The sequence below is a fragment of the Deinococcus hopiensis KR-140 genome, assembly GCF_900176165.1.
Lineage (GTDB): Bacteria > Deinococcota > Deinococci > Deinococcales > Deinococcaceae > Deinococcus > Deinococcus hopiensis.
Map to the genome: position 1 here is coordinate 412,900 of NZ_FWWU01000009.1, position 18,680 is coordinate 431,579.

Annotated in this window: 17 protein-coding genes and 1 pseudogene; 9 read left to right on the forward strand and 9 right to left on the reverse strand. The window is 67.5% G+C overall.

Translation table 11 applies throughout. The annotated features are described in order from the left end of the window. The first annotated feature begins 106 nt into the window (after nt 1–106). Both pheS and B9A95_RS15425 read left to right on the forward strand, forming a co-directional pair. Nucleotides 107–1,126 carry a phenylalanine--tRNA ligase subunit alpha gene (gene pheS, locus B9A95_RS15420; protein ID WP_084048125.1) on the forward strand — a complete coding sequence of 340 codons (1,020 nt, stop codon included), beginning with the start codon at nt 107–109 and terminating at the stop codon, nt 1,124–1,126. A gap of 170 nt (nt 1,127–1,296) precedes the next feature. Then, complete coding sequence (locus tag B9A95_RS15425; protein ID WP_084050757.1) at nt 1,297–3,756, forward strand: phenylalanine--tRNA ligase subunit beta; 2,460 nt, start codon at nt 1,297–1,299, stop codon at nt 3,754–3,756. A gap of 64 nt (nt 3,757–3,820) precedes the next feature. Here the strand turns inward: B9A95_RS15425 and B9A95_RS15430 are convergent, their stop codons facing one another. Further along, on the reverse strand, nt 3,821–5,140 hold the full coding sequence (locus tag B9A95_RS15430; protein ID WP_084048126.1) for a S41 family peptidase: 1,320 nt from the start codon (nt 5,138–5,140) through the stop codon (nt 3,821–3,823). A gap of 144 nt (nt 5,141–5,284) precedes the next feature. Beyond that, nucleotides 5,285–6,181 carry an arginase gene (gene rocF, locus B9A95_RS15435; protein WP_084048127.1) on the reverse strand — a complete coding sequence of 299 codons (897 nt, stop codon included), beginning with the start codon at nt 6,179–6,181 and terminating at the stop codon, nt 5,285–5,287. A gap of 351 nt (nt 6,182–6,532) precedes the next feature. On the opposite strand from rocF, the gene B9A95_RS15440 reads away from it, so the two are divergent. Beyond that, nucleotides 6,533–6,982, forward strand: coding sequence for a pyrophosphohydrolase domain-containing protein (locus tag B9A95_RS15440; RefSeq protein ID WP_084048128.1), 450 nt, complete (start codon nt 6,533–6,535; stop codon nt 6,980–6,982). Between the two features lie 245 nt (nt 6,983–7,227). Here the strand turns inward: B9A95_RS15440 and B9A95_RS15445 are convergent, their stop codons facing one another. The 6 genes from B9A95_RS15445 to B9A95_RS15470 form a co-directional block, all read right to left on the reverse strand. Next, nucleotides 7,228–7,773, reverse strand: coding sequence for a single-stranded DNA-binding protein (locus B9A95_RS15445; RefSeq protein WP_084048129.1), 546 nt, complete (start codon nt 7,771–7,773; stop codon nt 7,228–7,230). Between the two features lie 127 nt (nt 7,774–7,900). After that, a complete protein-coding gene (locus B9A95_RS15450) occupies nt 7,901–8,170 on the reverse strand; it encodes a hypothetical protein (protein WP_084048130.1) in 270 nt (89 codons plus the stop codon). A gap of 81 nt (nt 8,171–8,251) precedes the next feature. Continuing rightward, nucleotides 8,252–8,869 (reverse strand): hypothetical protein, encoded by a 618-nt coding sequence (locus B9A95_RS32360; protein ID WP_139806820.1) that lies wholly within the window; start codon nt 8,867–8,869, stop codon nt 8,252–8,254. 272 nt (nt 8,870–9,141) lie between these two features. After that, nucleotides 9,142–9,507 carry a hydroxyphenylacetyl-CoA thioesterase PaaI gene (paaI, locus tag B9A95_RS15460; protein ID WP_084048132.1) on the reverse strand — a complete coding sequence of 122 codons (366 nt, stop codon included), beginning with the start codon at nt 9,505–9,507 and terminating at the stop codon, nt 9,142–9,144. A gap of 9 nt (nt 9,508–9,516) precedes the next feature. Next, a complete protein-coding gene (locus B9A95_RS15465; protein WP_084048133.1) occupies nt 9,517–10,356 on the reverse strand; it encodes a transglutaminase domain-containing protein in 840 nt (279 codons plus the stop codon). Continuing rightward, nucleotides 10,353–11,216: a MerR family transcriptional regulator gene (locus B9A95_RS15470; RefSeq protein ID WP_084048134.1), complete on the reverse strand. Its 864-nt coding sequence runs from the start codon at nt 11,214–11,216 to the stop codon at nt 10,353–10,355. Before B9A95_RS15470 ends, B9A95_RS15465 begins: the two co-directional genes overlap by 4 nt. 102 nt (nt 11,217–11,318) lie before the next feature. On the opposite strand from B9A95_RS15470, the gene B9A95_RS15475 reads away from it, so the two are divergent. The 6 genes and pseudogenes from B9A95_RS15475 to B9A95_RS15500 all read left to right on the forward strand — a co-directional run bounded on the left by B9A95_RS15475 (nt 11,319) and on the right by B9A95_RS15500 (nt 16,882). After that, complete coding sequence (locus B9A95_RS15475; protein WP_084048135.1) at nt 11,319–12,392, forward strand: M42 family metallopeptidase; 1,074 nt, start codon at nt 11,319–11,321, stop codon at nt 12,390–12,392. 89 nt (nt 12,393–12,481) lie between these two features. Then, nucleotides 12,482–14,710, forward strand: coding sequence for an esterase-like activity of phytase family protein (locus B9A95_RS15480; RefSeq protein WP_084048136.1), 2,229 nt, complete (start codon nt 12,482–12,484; stop codon nt 14,708–14,710). An 82-nt stretch (nt 14,711–14,792) separates the two neighbouring features. Then, complete coding sequence (locus B9A95_RS32365; RefSeq protein WP_139806821.1) at nt 14,793–15,215, forward strand: hypothetical protein; 423 nt, start codon at nt 14,793–14,795, stop codon at nt 15,213–15,215. Between the two features lie 26 nt (nt 15,216–15,241). After that, nucleotides 15,242–15,430, forward strand: a complete 189-nt coding sequence (locus B9A95_RS32370; RefSeq protein WP_139806822.1) for a hypothetical protein — start codon at nt 15,242–15,244, stop codon at nt 15,428–15,430. Nucleotides 15,431–16,064: 634 nt separating this feature from the next. After that, nucleotides 16,065–16,489 (forward strand): annotated as a pseudogene (gene ribH, locus B9A95_RS15495) (6,7-dimethyl-8-ribityllumazine synthase). Nucleotides 16,490–16,561: 72 nt separating this feature from the next. Continuing rightward, on the forward strand, nt 16,562–16,882 hold the full coding sequence (locus B9A95_RS15500) for a hypothetical protein (protein ID WP_084048137.1): 321 nt from the start codon (nt 16,562–16,564) through the stop codon (nt 16,880–16,882). A gap of 196 nt (nt 16,883–17,078) precedes the next feature. Here the strand turns inward: B9A95_RS15500 and B9A95_RS15505 are convergent, their stop codons facing one another. Beyond that, nucleotides 17,079–18,599 (reverse strand): carboxypeptidase M32, encoded by a 1,521-nt coding sequence (locus B9A95_RS15505; RefSeq protein ID WP_084048138.1) that lies wholly within the window; start codon nt 18,597–18,599, stop codon nt 17,079–17,081. Nucleotides 18,600–18,680 lie beyond the last annotated feature (81 nt).

The window sequence follows — 18,680 nt, forward strand, 5'->3', positions numbered from 1 at the left end:
ACGCCCGCCTGAGCCCAGCTCAAGAGTTCAGGCCGAGCGCGATACCCCGCCATGACGAGTGGCGGGGGTTTTCTTTTTCCCTTCCCGTTTCGTTTCAGGAGCACCCATGAGAGAAGAAGCTCTGCAAGCCATCCAGTCCGCACCGGACCTCGAAACCCTTCAGGCCGTCAAGACCCGCTATGTGGGCAAAAGCGGCCTCGTCACCAAAGAGCTCGGCACGCTTGGCAAGTTGCCCCCCGAGGAGCGCAAGCGCCGGGGTGCAGAGATCAACGCCGTTCGCCAGGCCATCGATGCGGCCCTGCAAGGGCGCGAGGCGGTACTCAAGCGGGCGGCGCTGGACGCCAAACTCGCCAGTGAGGCCGTCGATGTGACGCTGCCCGGCCTCCCACTGCCCTCGGGCGGCCTGCATCCCATCAACCGGGTGTACGAGGACCTGATCGGGATTTACGAGCGGATGGGCTACGTGGTCGTGGAGGGGCCTGAAGTCGAGGACGAGCACCACAACTTCGAGGCGCTGAACGTGCCGTGGTATCACCCCGCCCGGGACCTGCAAGACACCTTCTGGCTGGAAGATGGCCGGTTGCTGCGGACGCATACCTCCCCGATGCAAATCCGCTATATGGTGGACCACGAGCCGCCCATGAAGGTGGTGGTGCGCGGCAAGGTCTACCGCTACGAGGCCACAGACGCCACCCACGAGGCGATGTTTCACCAGCTCGAAGGGCTGGTGGTGGGCGACGGGGTCAGCATGGCGGACCTCAAGGGCACCATCGCGGAGATGGCGCGCGGGCTGTACGGTCCCTCCGCGAAAGTCCGCTTTCAGCCCAGCTACTACCCCTTCGTGGAGCCGGGGGCCGACTTCGCCGTGTGGTGGGACAATCCCCGGGGCGAGAGCAAGTGGCTGGAGCTGGGGGGGTGCGGCATGATCCACCCCAACGTCTTTAAAGCCGTGGACGACCTGCGCGAGGTGCAGGGTAAGCCGCGCGTGTACGGGGGCAAGGCGGGCTTTGCCTTCGGCCTGGGACCCGAGCGCATCGCCATGCTGAAGTACGGCATTCCCGACATCCGCTACTTCTACGCCAACGACCCGAGGGTGCTGGGCCAGTTCCGGGGGGAGTTGGGGTGAGTGGGGAGGGGCTTATCTCCCCCTTCCTCCTGATTTAAGCCCTTTCACCGTCAAGTCCAGAAGCTGAAGCGCTTTCCTCCCTCTCCTCGTGGGACTCATAGAGCCGCGCGGCGGAGAGGGCCGGGGTGAGGGGCGTACATTCCAACGTCTTGCTCATCCGAGGTTCCCCCATGAAACTCCCCTACTCCTGGCTCAAAGAACTCATCCCCCAACTCCCCCCCGTCTCCCAACTCGAACCCATCCTCGCCAGCCTCGGCCTGCCGCTGGAAGGCGTGGAGGAAGTGCCCGCTCCCGCTGAGGGCGTGCTGCTCGCCACCGTTAGGGCTGCCGAGGCCATGCCCGGCACGCAGCTCACGAAATTGACGCTGGATGTAGGCCCGCACGGTGAAAGGACCATCGCCAGCGGGGCGTCCAACGCTGTCGGTCTGCTTCCTGGCACGGTGGTGGCGTTGGTCGCGCCAGGCACCAGGCTGGGCGACGTGGAATACGGCGTGCGGGCCCTGCAAGGGGTGGAGTCCTGGGGCATGGCCGCCAGCGCCAAGGAACTCGGCATCGGTGAGAGCAGCGCGGGGCTGATGCTGTTCCCGGTGGGGACCGCGCAGCCCGGAACTCCGATGAAGGACCTGTGGGCTGCAGACAGCGTGCTGGACGTGGAGGTCACGCCCAACCGTGCCGACGTGCTGAGCGCCCTGGGCCTCGCGCGGGACCTCGCGGCCTTCTTGAAGCTGGACCTCGAGCCACCGCCTGCCGGACCCACTTCGAGCGGTGAGGGAGAAATTCGCGTGGCGCTGCCGCCCAAGGGCATCGTCATCGAGCGTGACCCCTCGCGCAAGGTGCGGACCGGGTGTGACCACTTCGTCGCCCGGACGGTGGGCGGGCTCCAGAACGGCCCCGCGCCCCTGTGGATGCAGCGCCGGATCACCCTGGCGGGGATGCGGCCCATCAACCTGATCGTGGACACCAGCAACTACGTGATGCTGGAACTCGGTCAGCCCACCGCGCTGTACGACCGCCGCACCGTGCGGGGCGACAAGATCGTGGTGTCGTTCGGCCTGCGGCAGGGCGAGGTGGTGCGCGACCTGCTGGGCAACGCGCACGCCGTCGGCCCCGAGGACCTCCTGATCCGCGATGGGCGCGAGGTGGCGATCCCCAGCGTGGCCGAGGCATTCGCGTCGATGGGCGAGGCGCAACCCGGCGACGACACCCTGGGCATCGCGGGCATCGTGGGCGGGGATCACGGGCACGTCCAGGCGGACACGCGGGACGTGGTCATCGAGTCCGCCCACTTTGATCCCGTCCTGCTGCGCCGTACGAGCACCCGCCTCGGCCTCAAGACCGACGCCGTGTACCGCTACGAGCGCGGCGTGGATCCCCTGCTTGCCCCCCGTGCGGCGGACCGGCTGGTGGGCCTCCTCGCACAGCATGGCGGCGGCCAACCCCACCCCGGAGCCACGGTGGTGGGCGAGCCCGAGGTGCCCGGCGTCCTGGAGGCCACCGGCGAGCAGATTCGCGCCCTGCTGGGCATGGATGTGGCAACGGAAGAGATGGCGGACATCCTCACCCGCCTGGGCTGCCAGGTAAAGCGGGCGGAGGACCGCCTCACCGTGACGCCGCCCTCCTGGCGGGTGGATATGGCGGTCTGGCAGGACCTCGCCGAGGAAGTGGCCCGCCTGCACGGCTACGCCCACCTTCCCGAGACGCTGCCCACCCTGCGCGTCCACGAGAGCAACATCGGGGCCGAAAAAGAGAGTGTGGCCCGCGCGAATCTGCGCCGCGCCCTGACCGGCCTGGGCTTCCAGGAAGTCGTGACCTACACCTTCACCAGCGACGAGGAGGCCGAGAAGACGCGCACCGAGCGCCCCGGCGTGCGGCTGCAAAACCCGCTGACCTCGGACAGGACAGGGCTGCGGACGGCCCTCTATCCCAGCCTGCTCAAGGCGGCGGCGGCCCACCCAAAGGGTGAACGCGTGCTGATTTTCGAGGTCGGGCGCATCTTCCCGGCGGCCGGGGAGACCGAGCGGCTGGGCTTACTGATGCGCGGTCCCCTCGCGCCGAACACACACGCCCCGGGTGTGGCCGGGTCCTTCGGGGTGTTCAAGGGCCTGCTGGAATCGCTGGCGGCCGGCCTGGGCGCCAGCCTGGAGGTGCGGCAGGTACGCGGCGAGTCGGTGCCTCCAGCCCTCCACCCCGGTGTCGCGGGCGAGGTGGTGTGGAATGGGCAGTCTGCCGGCTGGTTGGGAGCCCTCCACCCCGAAATCGCCCAGATGGTGGGCCTGAAGGGCGAGACGTTGCTGCTGGAAGCGGCGCTGCCCCTGCCCGGCCGTGACTGGGCCTTCCGCGATCCCAGCCGTGCCCCCGCCGCATGGCGTGACCTGGCCGTTATCGCGCCCCAGACCGTGAGCTACGGCGAGGTGGCCGCCCTGCTCAAGCGGGAGGCGGGCGAGTTGCTCGAAAGCGTGGAACCCTTCGATGTGTACGTCGGCACGCCCATTCCCGAGGGCCAGCGCAGCCTCGCGGTTCGACTGGTCTTCCGGGGGCAGCGCACCCTGACCGACGCCGAAGTCGATCCCGTGATGGAGCGCCTGATCGCCGCCGTCCGCGCCCAGGGCTGGAGCATCCGCGAGAAGTGATTGCCAGCAGAAGGGGCCAGCCGCAACTGCGTGGCTGGCCCCTTCCGCTGGCGGTTGGCCCCCCCTACGGCCTCACCCGGTCCTGCGCAATCGTGGGTGCCGTCGTCAGCGCCTCCACGCCCAGCGCCAGGAGCGGGTCTTGACCCCGCGTCAGGGCGCGGATATCGTCTTCGGTCTGGGCGCGCAGACGATCGGGCGTCACGCGCACCGGGTAGGGCTGGCCGTCGGGCTTGGCGTAGTTCAGGATCGTGAGTTGCAGCGCGGCGTCCTCACCCACGGGGAAAACGCGGGTGGCCGTGTTGCCCACACCTGCCGTCGCCTGTCCGATGATGGGGCCGCGTCCGGCATACTGGATCTCATACGCGAAGAATTCCGAGCAAGACGCGCTGCCCTCGTCCACCAGCACGTCCACGGGACCCGTCCACAGCTGTGGATTGCGGACGCCCCCGGCGTTGTGGCCGTCTTCCATCCGCGCGCCCCGGCTGACCAGCGTGCGGCTGTTGCCCTCGGGCCCGCGCGCCATCCGGGTAAAGGTGGGCACAAAGGCGCTGACCGAGCTGTCGCACTCGCTGAGGCTGCCGCCCGTGTTGCCGCGCAGATCCACGATGAGGCCCTGCGTCCCACGCCGCCGCGCCTCGCCCACCAGGTCATGCACGCGCTGGGCCACGCCGCCGCCCGCCAGGAAGGTAGGAATGCGCAGCACGGCCACGTTGTTCGCCGCGCCGGTAAAGCTCAGCCGGGGCAGGTCCCGGGTGCTGCTCTCGCGAGAAGCCAGGGTCAGGGTCAGGGGCTGGCCCTGCCGCTCCACGCTCAGCGTGATGCTGCGCCCATCCAGACGGGCGGCACGCAGGGCGTCATAGGTGTAGGGCTTGTCGTCCAGCCGCACCAGCAAGTCGCCGCGCTGCAATCCCGCCTCCTCGGCGGAACTTTGCGGCACCACTTCCAGCACCACCCGGTTCTCGCCGTCCAGGCGCGCGAGCTTCACGCCAAACTGCCGGCGGTTGCCGCCCGTGGCGCTCGCCATAAAGTCCTGGAAGTCCTCGGGCGTCTGGAAAAAGCTGTGCTCGTCGCCCAGGGCGTTCACCTCGGCTTCCAGCACCGGGTAGGCCTTGTCAACAGGACAGGGAGCGGAGACGGCCTCACACGCGGCGTCCAGTTTGGCCTGGTACTCGCGCGTCAGGGCTGTGCGGTCCACCTTTGACAGGCCACCGTATTCGCCCTGCAGCAGTTCATTGACCTCGTTGAAGGCCGCCTGGGCAGGTGAGGGGTCTGAAGAGCTTTGCGCGAGCGTTGCGGGCGCAAACGGCCCGGAGGAGAGGAGAAAGGAAACGGCCAGAAATACCGACGGGCGCAAGGCCGAGGCGCGGCGCGGATTCGCGTTCATGTGTGCGCCTATTGTGCGCCCCGCGGGTGGCCGGGACTCCGCGTCAAGTTGCAATCCGGAGGTGCAGGCACTGGCGCGTCTGACCACCGAAAGACCCCGCTCCAACGGCCAGACGGTAGAAGGTCAGGCAGTTTGACCTTCCCACTAGAGGATGCGTTGCCCCAACAGGCTCGCCGCCATGCCCACCATCACCTCGGCGGTCTGGTTGCGGGTGTCGAGCACGGGGTTGACCTCCACGATGTCGAGGCTGGTCACGCGGCCCGATTCGGAGAGCAGTTCCATCAGCAGGTGGCCCTCGCGGTACGTCAGTCCGCCGGCCACGGGGGTGCCCACGCCGGGCGCGACGGTGGGATCAAGGGCATCCGCGTCGAAGGAGACGTGCAGGCGCGTTACGTCACTGAGCCGCTCCAGGGCTTCCTCGGTGATGCGGGTGATGCCGAGCTGGTCCACGTCCTTCATGGTGTAGGCCTTGATGCCGGCGTCGCGCAGCAACTCGCGCTCGCGGGCGTCCACGCTGCGGATGCCGATCATCACCACGTCTTCCGGGCGCAGCGTCCAACCGCCGCCCAGGCCCATGAGGTGCGCGTCACCTCGGCCCGTGAGGTGCGCCACGGGCATTCCGTGGATGTTGCCGCTGGGGCTGGTTTCAGGCGTGTTGTAATCGGTGTGGGCGTCCACCCAGATCAGGCCGGTGCGCTGGGCCGCGCCGCCGCGTAGGGCGTTGCCCGTCACTGTGCCCATGCTCACCGAGTGGTCCCCACCCAGCGTGATGGGGAATACGTCCTCGGGGAGGTGCTGTAGCCGTTCGGAGGCGGCGCGGCAGGCGTCCAGAATGGGCTCCAGAAACACCAGTCCTGCCGAAGCGTGCTTGTCCAGCGTTTCGGGCAGGGCCACGTCCACGTCGCCCAGATCGCGGACCGTATGGCCCAGTTCGCGTAAGGTTCGCGCCAGGTGTGCGTTTCTCAGCGCTGACGCGCCCATGTCCACGCCCCGGCGACCCGCGCCGAGATCCATCGGAATGCCCAAAATATTGACGTTCATCCCGTCCAGCGTAGGGCCAGAACGAGGATATGCCTCAGCCCTGCAAGAATATGTCGTTCCACACAGGATGAGGAGCGTCTGGAGCGCCGCTCTGTGAATATTGATGTAAGCCAGTTGTCTTAAGGCTGCCTGGCCGAGTGGCACACGAAGCGCTGACATGGGCGCGGCATACTTCGCCCTGGCTCAGCGGGAAACCGCAGGGCTGGAGGGAGACGCCCACCTCCACACCAACGGGCGCGCGAGCGGGCCGGAAGTAGGCTGCCGGTGGGTTCGATTCCTGCCACCCGCACCCCAAAGCAGACGAGGGAGCCCCCAAAGGCTCCCCTCTTCGTTTTGCCCTAGCATCGGGGCGTGACGCCCGCGCCCACCAACGCCGTCCGCCTGCGCGAGTTTCACCGCGCCCTGGACCTCCCCCTGCCGCAGCGGCCCACACCGCCAGACATCGCGCTGCTCACGCTCCGCCGTACCCTGATTCGTGAGGAGGTGGCCGAGGTGGAGGAGGAGTGGACCGCCCTCGAAATCCGGCTGCGGGCGGGTGAGGCCGTGCCCCCCGCCGACCTCGCCCCGCTGGCCCACGAACTCGCGGACCTGCTGTACGTGACCTACGGAGCGCTGGACGGGCTGGGCATCGACGCCGATGCCGTCTTTGCCGAGGTTCACCGCGCCAACATGAGCAAGCTCGGCGGCCCAAGGCGCGCTGACGGCAAGCAGCTCAAGCCGGGAGGCTGGCGGCCTGCCAACGTGCGGGGCGTGCTGGAAGAACAGGGGGGCAAAAAGGGGGAGCGTGAAGAGCTGGGGTAACCCTGGTGCTCCCCACGCTCTCCCGGCGCGACGCGCTTTCTCCGCTTCTCGACCTGCTGCGCAGTTGTGCACCTCCGCCGCGGTTGATCCGAATACCAACCGCGGCGGACTGATACGGTTTCCGGATCATCCGTTCCATCCCCTGCGCTTCGGTGTTTCCGCGCCTCTGTGTCACCGTTTTTCCTGCCCGCTCCACTGGGTTGGTCCGTTATGAAATAACGGACCAACCCGAATCCTTATTCGAACTAGAAGGGAGTTTCCTCGTCTGCGACGGCCACCGCTGCGGGGCGAACTGCAGGCTGGGACCGGGCGGGACTGGGACGGGCAGGAGCCGTGGCTGGACCCGCCATGCGGGGGCCGCCAGGTGTGGCGAAGCGCTCCTGGCGCTTGCCGCCCCGGAAAATGGCGAGGGTGACGTACTCGAACTCGCCGTCCGCCTTCTCGCGCACGTGCTCGGGGTCCGTATTCTTCGCGCCACGGCTGTACTTCACGGCGGCCGGAAGCTTCATCTTGCGGCTGTCCACCGCTTCCAGCTCGCGGCGGCGGTAGGCGTGGCCCTTGTGCAAGACCATTTCCTCGCCTTCGGGGTTGGTCCACTTACGCGCGCCGATAAGGGTCCAGTCGAAATCGGGCTCGTTGTCAAGCGGAAACTGGTAGCCGCCCAGGGGCACCTCGCCGCTCGTCCAGCCCAGCCGCCCGTAGTGGCGCTGAACGTCCAGCAACTTGTCGGCACTTTCCACGTCTACGGTGACCCGCGCGCCCAGATCGGTGATGAATTCGATATGCAGCATGTCCTCGCCTCCTTATGTAAATAACATAATACAGCATGAAGAGACGGGGAACAAGTCGGGGCTGACGTCGCCTTAGCTGCACCTCCGGCGTAGAAAGGCCAGCATCAGAAAAAAAGGGTCCGTGGCCTCACGGTGGTCCGGCAGCCCCGTCTCCAGCGCAGGCAAAGGCGCGCAGGTGGGCGGTCGTCTCCGAGAAGAGGCTGGGCAGGCCCTGGGGCTCACGTCGGCCGCGGTCCGCGGCGCATACCACCCCGTTGTCGGCACGGAAAAGCTTGTGTCCGTACAGCCCGTTTTGCCCCAGTATGCGGGCATAGGCTGCGATGAGGTGGGCAAAGGGGGGCCGCGCCTGCACCTCCACTTCGGCGAGTGTGGCGTAGGGCGCGACTCCGAACGGCACGAGGGAGGCGCCGTGAACCGAGCGGTAGACCCTGATCCCCCGCCCTCCATAGCACCCGCAGGTGCGCCTGCCGGCGACCGGTCACGCGGTGGAGGCCACCTGAATCTGGGGACGCCATTTGAAGTAGGGTACGCGCCACCGTGCGGACAGGACGAGTTTGGCGGCGGTTTCCCTGTGGCGAGATGTCCCCTTGATGCGGGTCTGGTGGGCAGGCCTGATCTCGCGGGTGGGCAACGGAGCCCTGTTCGCCACACTTCCTGCGGTCCCAATCTGGCCCTGACGCTGCTCGCCTCCACGCCTCACGCCTCGGTGGAGCAATTTCCGGGACCTGCCGAGCACGCGCTGCTGCCGACGTAGGTGCCGGAGGAACGGCTGGGCGAGGCGAAGAGCCTCAATGCCATGAACGGCGATCTCGCCCGCCTGCCGGAGCCCACGCTGGGCGGCGTGCTCCTGGCCTGGGGCGGATTGGCGGTCGTGGCCACGTTCGGCGCTGTGACGTACCTGGGAGCGGCCCTGGTGCTGTGTGGGCGCGGTCCGCCGTCCGCCTTCGGGGCGAAGAGGGGAGAGGCGCAGGCTCACGGGCGAGTGGCAGGCTGGGCTGAAGGTGGTGCGGGGGAGTGCGCCGATGCAGGTGGTCTTTCCGGCGGTGGCCCTTGTGGGCCACGGCCAGGGCTTTTTCTCTACCCTTGAGGGGCTCATTGGTGGAAGCGCGTCGGGGAGGCGGAACTGGGACGCTGCCCGTGCCCATCTCCAATGCCCCGCTGGCGTTCCCGGCGCTGTGGCCCGTGCTGAGGGGCGCGGCGGGCCTGCCCTTCGCCGCGTTCGGCACAGTGCGGCTGCTCTCGCTGCAACGGAGCGCGCCGTCATCAACGTGGACGCCGGGACGTACCTGTTGGCAGAGGGCCCCGCGCTGTCAGGCTTCTGGTGGAGCGCCCGCCGCTGCGCCTGAGCGGAAATGAAGCTGGATGGGGTCAACTCACCCCCGCTCGCCGTGACACCGTGCCCAGAAAGAGGGCGAGTACCTCACCCTCCTCGCCCCGGCGGACTTCCACCCGGTACGTCGCCAGGGTGCGGCCCACCCGCTCGGGCGTGGCAACGGCCACGAGTTCGTCGCCCGGGCGGGCGGGCCGAAAGAAGCTGAGGTGCGTTTCGACGGCCACCGCCTGGGCTTTCAGGTTGCTGATGATGGCGAACGCCTCATCCGCCAGGCTGAACAGCAGGCCACCGTGGGCAGTGCCGTGCACGTTCAGTCCGGCTTCCGTAACCCGGAGGCGAACGCGGGTAGATTCGGGTGAGGCGTCCAGCACCTGCATCCCCAGCGTCTGTGCGAGGCCCATGGAGGCAGATTAGCGCCGCAGTGGGGTCCGCCGCGCACCACCCTCAAAGTCGTAGGTGTCCACCTCGTCTGGCACCCGCAGGTCCGGGTGCGCTGCCAGTCGCTGCCAGGTCAGGGCGTCCTCCGTCCCGCAGGCCTGCGCCACCCCGTCCAGCAGGGCGAGTTGCGCCTCGCTCAACTCTTCGAAACGCACGTGCATCAGGCCCCAGCTGTCCCACAGCAGCAGTTCGTGTCCGGTCAGGGCGGCGAGTTCGCGTATCACGTAGTCGCGCAGCATGGTGGGACCACCAAACAGCCCGGGGGCCACGCCATACCGGGTGGGACTGAGGGTCCCGGTGCGGAAGGTTAACCACGCCTCGCCCGCCGTCTGGAAGGTGCCTGGCGGCAGGTCCATGGTGTCGAAGGGAAAGCGGGTGGGGTCCATTTCCGGGTCTCCCCGCACCCAGTGCGTGCCCCCATACCACTCGGCCACCACATGGTCATGCACGAAGTCCGGGTTGAGGTACGGGGCCCAGCCGATGCGGAGGCGTGCGGGAACGCCACGTTCGCGCAGACCTGCCACGAGCAGCAGGGCGTCGTCCCGGCAGCAACCGGCGAAGCGCTCGGAGGGGGTCCGGGGTTGCGTGAGCGGCTGCCCGCTGCGGTGAAGCAGGCAGGCCAGGATGTCGGCCACCCACCGCGCCTGCTTGTCCTCCTCCCGGCCAGCGGGAAGGTCCGGGGTGGCGCGGTAGTGGGCCGTCAATCCGCGCCAGCATGCCGCCGCCGCCCGTGGGTCAGCGGGCAGGGCGCGCAGCAGGGCCGCGTATTTGCCCGGCGCGGTGTAGGGGGTGTGCGCGGCGAAGGCGTTCACTTCGCCGCGCCCCTTTCTTCCCTCTGGGGCACGAACGGCCAGGCCACCTCTCCGGCGAAGTCGTCTGCCTCCAGCCCTTCCCAGGCCACGGGATAGATCTCACGGGGGGACAGCAGACCGCACTCGCCATGTTCCCTCGCGTAGGCATTCGTGGCGTCGTAGGCCCGCAAGATACCCGGGAACTCGAACTGCGCGCGGGTCAGGGCCACGAATGCTTCGGCGTGGGCAGGTTCCTCGCGCACCGTGACGTCTTCCGGCACGGTCAGCGCGCCCAAGACGGGCAGACAGACCTCCACCGGGCCGTCGCTGTCGGCGTTGACTTGGCCGTGGTACAGGACGAAGGCTGGGCCCGATGCCTGCTCGCCCGCCAGCTCGGCCAACCGGCTGCCCGCCTCGCCGATGTAGTCGCTTAACCTGGCCACATAGACGCGCTGGGTCAGGGTCACCACCCGCACGGCGGGCACGAAGCGTTCCTGAACCTGGAACTGCTGGGTCATGGTGTTCTCTCCTTGCAGGGTTTCAATGAGGTACTGCGCCAGCGCCCGGCGCTGCCCATGTTCACGCTCGGTACGGCCCCACAGCTCGTTCAAGCGGGCGGGACGGGTAAAAGCGGGCGCGTCCAGCAACGTCTGGATTTCCGAGAGGGGCAGGTCCAGCTGGCGCAGCAGGCCGATGAGCCGCGCGGTGCCCAGCTGCTCTGGACGGTAGAAGCGGTAGCCCGTGGCGGGGTCCACCCACGCGGGGCACAGGAGCCCGAGCTCGCCGTACAGCCGCAGGGCCTTGAGGCTCAGGCGTGAGGCCCGTGCGAACGCGCCGATGGTGAGGCCCGTCTGGGTGAGGCCGGTGTCCGTATTCGTCATGTCGGCACCTCCGGAGGCTGATCCCTATAGGTAAGGGCAGTGTGGGGGCTGCCCCTGGGGCAGGGTCAAGAGCCATGCGGGAGAGGCCGGTATCATGCCCGCATGTCCGCCACGCCCACCCCTTCCGATTCCGCTGGGTCCACGTCCCTCTCCGATCTGGCCTTTACCCTGGACGTGCTGCTGCGCCTGCTGCGTACGCCGAGCCCCACGGGTTTTACCGAGGCCGCCGTGAGGTTGATCGAGCGCGAACTGGACGCCCTGGGGGTGAGCAGCCACCGCACCAAGAAGGGCGCGCTGACCTGGGAGGTTCCGGGAACCGGTGAGGGGCACGTCGCCTTCAGCGGTCACGTGGATACGCTGGGCGCGATGGTCAAGGAGATCAAACCATCCGGGCGGTTGCGCCTCGCCATGCTGGGCGGCTACGACTGGGCCACCGTGGAGGGCGAGTACGCGCAGGTCCACACGCAGGCGGGCGGAGTGGTAACCGGTACGGTGGTGAACACCCACCAGAGCACCCATGTCCATGGCCCGGCCCTACGCGAACTGAAGCGCGAACAGGCCGTGATGGAGATCCGGCTCGATGCCCGCACGCAAAGTGCCGAGGAGACGCGGGCCCTCGGAATCGAGGTGGGCGACTTCATCTCCTTCGACCCGCGTGCCGAACTGACCGACGCGGGCTACCTCAAGAGCCGCCACCTCGACAACAAGGCCGCCGTCGCGGTGTTTCTGGGCGTCACGCACCTGTTGCTTCAAACCCCCCCCGCGCGGACCGTCGCCTTTCACGTCACCACCTACGAGGAGGTGGGCCACGGCGCGGCCACCGGCATTCCTCCGCACACCGACGAGCTCATCGCGGTGGACATGGCGGCAGTGGGCCACGGTCAGACGAGCAGCGAGCACCACGTCACCCTGTGCGTGGCCGACAGCGGGGGGCCGTATGACCACGCGCTGGGTAACCGCCTGCGCGGGTCGGCGCGGCGAGCGGGGCTGGAGCTTAAGGTGGACCTCTACCCCTACTATGCCTCCGACGGCACGGCAGCCTGGCGGGCGGGCGGCGACTACCCGGTGGCCCTGATCGGCCCCGGTGTGGACGCCAGCCACGCCTACGAACGCACCCACACCGACGCCCTCGACGCCACGCTGCGGCTGATTGTGGCCCACGTAAGCGGGAGCTGACACCCACGCCTATCGGGGCCGCCACCACCTGACCCTCACCTGAACTTCCGCCAACCGTCGCCTGACGTGCCGCGCTCACATTGAGAAATGTGAAGACTTGCTTCGTCCGTTTGACGGCCCTGCTCGCCCTGGGCCTTTCACCTGCGCTCGCCGCCACGCTGGTGGGCTACGCGGAACTTCCCGCCGACACTTTCGCGGCGGGTCCCGCCAGCGGTGCCTACAACGGTCAGGGCGTGCGCGGCGCGGCCCGCTTTCCCAGCCAACCCGTGCAGGGTTTTTCGGGCGTGCAGGCGGCGAAGGACGGCAGTTACGTCTTCCTGAGCGACAACGGGTATGGCGCAAAGGCCAACAGCGCCGACTTCCTGCTGCGGATGTACCGCCTCAACCTGACCGCCAAGAACGGCCCCACGGGCAAAGGCGAGGTCAAGGTGGGGAACTTTATCCAGCTGCGTGACCCGGACCGCAAGGTGCCCTGGCTGATCGTGAACGGGGCGAGCGCGGACCGCCTGCTCACCGGCGCGGATTTCGATGTCGAGGGCTTCGTCGTTGCCCCTGACGGCACCCTGTGGGTGGGCGACGAGTTCGGGCCGTACCTGCTGCACTTCTCGGCAGACGGGAAACTGCTCGACGCGCCCATCGCCACGCCCAACCTCGTCGGGCTGCCCACCTTGAAGGGTCAGGCTCCCATCGTGGTCGGCCACCGTGGCAGCAGCGGCACCCGCCCCGAGCACACCCTGGAGTCCTACCGGATGGCCATCGAGGGTGGGGCCGACTTTGTGGAACCCGACCTCGTGGTGACCAAGGACGGCGTCCTCGTGGCCCGTCACGAGCCCGTGATGGCGAGTGTGGACAAGGACGGCAAGGTGCTGGAGGCCACCACTGATGTTGCCACCCGCCCCGAGTTCAAGGACCGCCTGACCACGAAAAAGCTCGACGGCGTAGATGTGCGCGGCTACTTCGTCGAGGACTTCACGCTGGCGGAACTCAAGACGTTGCGGGCCGTTGAGCGTCTCCCCGCCCTGCGTGGCAAGAACTACGACGGTAAATTCGAGGTGCCCACTCTCGCTGAGGTGATCGCCCTCGTCAAGGACGTGGAGGCGAAAACTGGGCGCAAAGTGGGCATCTACCCCGAGACCAAGCACCCGACTTACTTTCGGCAGATGGGCGTGAACACCTCGCAGCTCCTGATCGATACGCTGAAGAAGGAAGGCTTCACCAATCCCGACCGCGTGTTTATCCAGTCCTTTGAAACTGCCAACCTCAAGGACCTGAAGGCGAGCATCATGCCGAAAGCGGGCGTGAGCCTGCCCCTCGTGCAGCTTGTGAGCAGCCCCGACGAGGCCCCCTATGACTGGACGGCCCAGGGGGACACCCGCAAGTACGGCGCCCTGACCACAGACGCCGCGCTGAAGGACATTGCCGCCTATGCTTCCGGTGTAGGAGCGTACAAGCGCTGGATCATCACCGACCAGGGCGAGACCACCGATTTCGTGGCCCGCGCCCACGCCGCCGGACTGATGGTGCATCCCTGGACCTTTCGCAACGAGGCAACCTACCTGCTTCCCGCCTACGCCAATGACCCCGAGGCCGAGATGCGCCAGGCCCTGCGCGCAGGCGTGGACGGCTTCTTCACCGATTTCCCCGCCACGGGCGCGAACGTGGTGCGCGCCTACACGGCCCCCGAGGTTCGTAGCCCCCAGAACCCCGCCTTCGCCACGGGCACGAGCAGCAGCGCGGCGAACCTGGGCGGCAGCGGCGGCTTCGAGGGCGTGGCCCTCAGCCCCAGCGGCAAGACCCTGTACGCCCTGCTCGAAAAGACCGTGACGGGCGACGTGGCCGGGCAGCTCCGCCTCCACGCCTTTGACCTCGCCTCCCGCACATGGACGCTCGCCGGACGCTACACCTTGGAGGACGCCGGCAACGCCATCGGGGACTTGACGCCCGTGAATGCCACGGAATACCTCGTCTTGGAACGCGACAACGGCAGCGGGGACACGGCCAAGTTCAAGCGCGTCTACAAGGTCAGTACCAGTGAGAAGAACGCCGACGGCACCCTTAAAAAGACGCTTGTGGTGGACCTGATGAATGTCAAAGATCCCCAGGGCCTCGCGCCGAGCACCCGGAGCGGGACCTTCACCTTCCCCTACGTGACCATCGAGAACGTCCTGGTGCTGGACGCCAATACCATCCTCGTCGCCAACGACAACAACTACCCCGGCACGGGTGGGCGGGGCGCAGACGTGAAGGACCACACGGAATTCCTGTGGCTCAAACTCGATGCGCCGCTCAATCTTGCCGAGGGTGTGGGGCGCAAGTGAGGCGCTCCCCTCGCTGCGCTGCTTCTGGCCACGTGCAGGCCGCGCCCTTGACCTTCGTGGCGCTGGGCAACACCCCTCCACGTTGCCCGCTGACGACGCCCTCACCGGCATCATCAGCGCCATGAAGCCCGCCTTCATCATCCACGTGGGCGAGATCAAGAGCGGCTCCGCGCCCTGCACGGACGAGAACTTCGCCACAGTGCGGACGGAATTTGCGGTGTTCGCCGGACCGCCCGTCTACACCCACGGCGACAACGGGTGGACCGACTGCCACCGCGGGAAGGCGGGCAAGTTTGGTCTGCTGGAACGGCTGGCGCGGGTACGGGCGATGTTTTTTGCGCAGAGCGGCAGCTTCGGGCAAAAGCCCATGCCCCTCGCCCAACGGCCCGCGTTCATCGAGAACGCGCGCGGGTGCAAAGGAAGGTGTGGAGTTCACCACCCTGCATATCCTTGGCAGCAACAACGGCGTGGAGCGCGCCAGCACGGCCGAGTTCTTTGCCTGTAACGCTGCCAACCAGGCGTGGACCGCACATGCTGTTCATCAACCGCCCGGTGACCGAGGTTGGGGCGATCACTTCCCCCGGTCAGCGTCGCCCTGGTCTGCGCAACGCGACCTGCCTTCAGGTTATGGGCAAGGACGACGTGGGTGCGGTGGAGGTGATGGTGGACCCAGCAGACCCGGCGGTGTTCAGCTTCAAGCCCCTCTATACGAAACCCTGAGTGGGGCAAGCCCGCCTACAGTTTGAAGCTGTCGCGACGCGACCATCGGCCCTGGCCCCCTCTTTTTGGGGACTGGGGTCAACCTCTTTCGGGTCGGGGTGAGACTCCACACCGGCGGTGATGGTGGCAGAGTGATTCTCCGCGCACCTCAGCCCGTGAAGCCCGTGCAAACCGCACGGCGCGTGGGCCCGATTCGGTGCGGTTCCGGAGCCGACGGTAAGGGGAAGCAGAGGGCAAAGTGCAGGCGGCAGAGGGCCAACGGCCTGGATGCCAGGCGACTTCTCCCAGCGCTTTCCGGAGTCCGGATGGAAGAAGGAGGATGCCGCACTCGCCTTCCCCGGCGGGCGGCACTCAACCGTGGAAAGACCAAATCCGGCGAATACGGCGGCAAGTGCTCCTTTGACCCGGGCTGACGCGGCCTTCATAACCCTGGCGCTCTCGGAAGCGGCGCGGGGCTTGGGGCAGGCGGCCCCAATCCCCCGGTAGGTTGCGTCCTGACCTGGGGGACGAGGTGGCGGGACGAGGCTTTCACCCCCGGACAGGCGAACCACACGCGGAAGTGTTTGCGCTGCGGGAGGCCGGCGAGCGGGCGCAGGGCGGTACGCGGCCTACGTGACCCCCGAACCGTGCAGCCATTTCGGCCTCGCCACCGATCTCCACCCGCTCGAACCACCTGCGGACCGCCTGGTGGAGGGGGGCCGGGCGCGCCTCCGCGCAGCATGGCGGCAAGACCGGGCGATCGGACCATTACCGCGTTCCCGGCGCATATGAGGTGACGCTGGCGGCGAAGAAGCTGGCCAGGTTGGGCCGATACGACGCCGTGGTCTGCCTGGGGACCGTCATCAAGGGCAATACGGACCGTTACGACTTTGTGGCAGGCGGCGCGGCCAACAGCATCCTGAACACGCCGCTTCAGACTGGCGGCCCGTGGCCTTCGGCGTGCTGACGACCGACTCGGTGGAGCAGGCCCTCAACCGTGCGGGAATCAAGGTCGGCAACACGGGCGCGGAGGCGACGCTGGCGATGATCGAGACGGTGAACCTGCTGCGGCAGGTATAGGCGTTGCCCTGCGGCACATATCTGCTTGCGCGTTTATCCGGCGAGCCTTTAAATGAGGAGTTGGAGGGAAACATGAAGAAAGTTGGAATGATGGCCGTGGTGGCCCTGCTCGGCCTCTCGTCGTGCGCGCCCAAATACACGACCGCCACCCAGAAGCCCGTCTCGGCGATGAGTTGTGAGGAGATGCGGCAGGATTACCGTCAGGCCCTGGATGTCCGCGCTCAAGCGGAGAAGAAGAAGGGGTTTAGCAAGGAAAACGTCGCCTGGGCCATCTTCTTCTGGCCAGGAGCCGTCATCAACGAGATGGACAACCGCGACGTTATCGAGAAGGTAGATGCCCGCCTGACAGAACTGCAAAAGGCGGCCACGGCCAAGAGCTGCACGCTCCAGTAACGCGCAGAAGAGGGCGGAAGCGCCGGGGTGCACCCCGGCGCTTCCGCCCTCTTCTGCATGCGCCTGACCTCAAGCATTCGTCCGAATGGCGCCGCGAGTGGAAGGGCAGCCCCCACGGCTCCCCATTTTCCCCCATGGGCATTCAAGTTTGCTCGCCGGGCTCGGTCTAAAAGAAGTCCGCACTTTGACCCATGCTCTAGGAGAATTTGACGCCGTACAGCTCCGCATACTTCTCGCGCAGATACTTCAGGTAGGGCTCTACCGTCATCGCCTGCCCCGTTGCGCGCTGCACCAGTTCGTTCGGCGTGTAGCGGCCCCCGTGGGCATACACGTTCTCGCGCAGCCAGCCATGCAGGCGGGAAAAGTCGGCCCGCTCGATGTCTCCACTCAGGCCAGGGTTGGCCGCCTCGGCGGCGGTGTAGAACTGCGCGCTCAGCACGTTGCCCAGCGTATAGCCCTGGAAGGCTCCGCCGATGCTCCCGAAGTACCAGTGAACGTCCTGCAAGGCTCCGTTCACGTCGCTGGGCGCGCGCATCCCCAGGTTCTGCTCGTAGGCGGCGTGCCAGGCGTCGGCCAGGTCCCGCACGGCGAGGCGGCCTGCCAGCAGTTCGCGCTCCAGTTCGTAACGGGTGATCACGTGCAGGTTGTAGGTCAGCTCGTCGGCGTCGGTGCGGATCAGCGAGCGGGCCACCATGTTGACGGCCCGGTGCATCTCGCCTTCGGTCACGTCCGCCAGTTGCTCGGGGAAGGTGTCCCGGAACTTCCCGAAGTAGGCGGCCCAGAACGCGCGGCTGCGGCCCACCAGGTTTTCCCACAGGCGCGACTGGCTCTCGTGGACCCCGGCGCTGGCGCCCCCGCCCAGCGGCGTGCCCAGCAGTTCTTCCGCCACGCCCTGCTCGTACATCGCGTGCCCGGCTTCGTGGAGGGTGGAGTACAGCGCTTCTGAAGGATCATTCTCCTTCACCCGCGTGGTGATGCGGATATCGTGTCCGCCCAACCGGGTCATGAAGGGGTGGTGGGTCAGGTCCTGCCGTCCGCGCGTGAAGTCGTAACCGTAGTCGCGGATCACGGCCTCCCCGAACTTCAGCTGTTCGGAGCCGGGATAGGTGCGGGCCAAGAAATCTGTGCGGGGCGCTTCGGCCCCTGTCACCGCATCCACCATCGGGACCAGGGCCACTCTCAGCGCGGCGAAGACGTCGCTGACCTGCGCCGCCGTCATGCCCTCGTCGGACTCGTTGATGAAGTAGTCCATCGGGTCCGCGAATTCGGGGAAGTAGCTTGCCGCCTGCAGGCTGAAGTCCAGCGACTTTTCGAGGTAGGGCACCATGCGCCTGAAGTCGTTGGCGGGCCGCGCCGCGGTCCAGGCCGAATAGCTCTCGCCGCCGTGTCCGCTCCAGGCCGCCACAAATTCAGTGGGAAAGCGCGTGGCTTCCTCGAACTTCTTGCGGGCCACGGCCACCATACGGGCCTGGATGGGGGAGAGGTCCGCGCTCCCTTCCAGTCTGTCCAGCAGGTGGCCGTAGGTGGGATCGGTGGCCCGCTCGTGGCGCAGGCGTGAGAGCAGCGCCACCTGCCGCGAGCGCCCAGCGGCGGCTCCGGCGGGCAGGTAGGTGCTCTGGTCCCAGCCCATCAGCGAGAGGGTGCCGCCGAGGTCCGCGAGTTCCTGAAAGCGCGCTCTGAGTTCGCTCCAGGCCGTATCCGTCTGCGTTGTAGTCACGGGAGGCAGCCTACCCCGTTTCTCTGAGGGACGCCTGCGCACACTGGCCGATGTTCCCGCCTACCGGACGGGGGAGACTGG

What these genes read in the sequence shown, in the direction of transcription:
- rocF (WP_084048127.1), bottom strand. Translation starts at nt 6,181, where the DNA reads ATGAACGTCAATATTTTGGGCATTCCGATGGATCTCGGCGCGGGTCGC.
- B9A95_RS15430 (WP_084048126.1), bottom strand. Translation starts at nt 5,140, where the DNA reads ATGAACGCGAATCCGCGCCGCGCCTCGGCCTTGCGCCCGTCGGTATTT.
- B9A95_RS15500 (WP_084048137.1), top strand. Translation starts at nt 16,562, where the DNA reads ATGAAGAAAGTTGGAATGATGGCCGTGGTGGCCCTGCTCGGCCTCTCG.
- B9A95_RS15470 (WP_084048134.1), bottom strand. Translation starts at nt 11,216, where the DNA reads ATGACGAATACGGACACCGGCCTCACCCAGACGGGCCTCACCATCGGC.
- B9A95_RS15425 (WP_084050757.1), top strand. Translation starts at nt 1,297, where the DNA reads ATGAAACTCCCCTACTCCTGGCTCAAAGAACTCATCCCCCAACTCCCC.
- B9A95_RS15475 (WP_084048135.1), top strand. Translation starts at nt 11,319, where the DNA reads ATGTCCGCCACGCCCACCCCTTCCGATTCCGCTGGGTCCACGTCCCTC.
- B9A95_RS15445 (WP_084048129.1), bottom strand. Translation starts at nt 7,773, where the DNA reads ATGCTGCATATCGAATTCATCACCGATCTGGGCGCGCGGGTCACCGTA.
- paaI (WP_084048132.1), bottom strand. Translation starts at nt 9,507, where the DNA reads ATGGGCCTCGCACAGACGCTGGGGATGCAGGTGCTGGACGCCTCACCC.
- B9A95_RS32370 (WP_139806822.1), top strand. Translation starts at nt 15,242, where the DNA reads ATGCTGTTCATCAACCGCCCGGTGACCGAGGTTGGGGCGATCACTTCC.
- pheS (WP_084048125.1), top strand. Translation starts at nt 107, where the DNA reads ATGAGAGAAGAAGCTCTGCAAGCCATCCAGTCCGCACCGGACCTCGAA.
- B9A95_RS32360 (WP_139806820.1), bottom strand. Translation starts at nt 8,869, where the DNA reads ATGAGCCCCTCAAGGGTAGAGAAAAAGCCCTGGCCGTGGCCCACAAGG.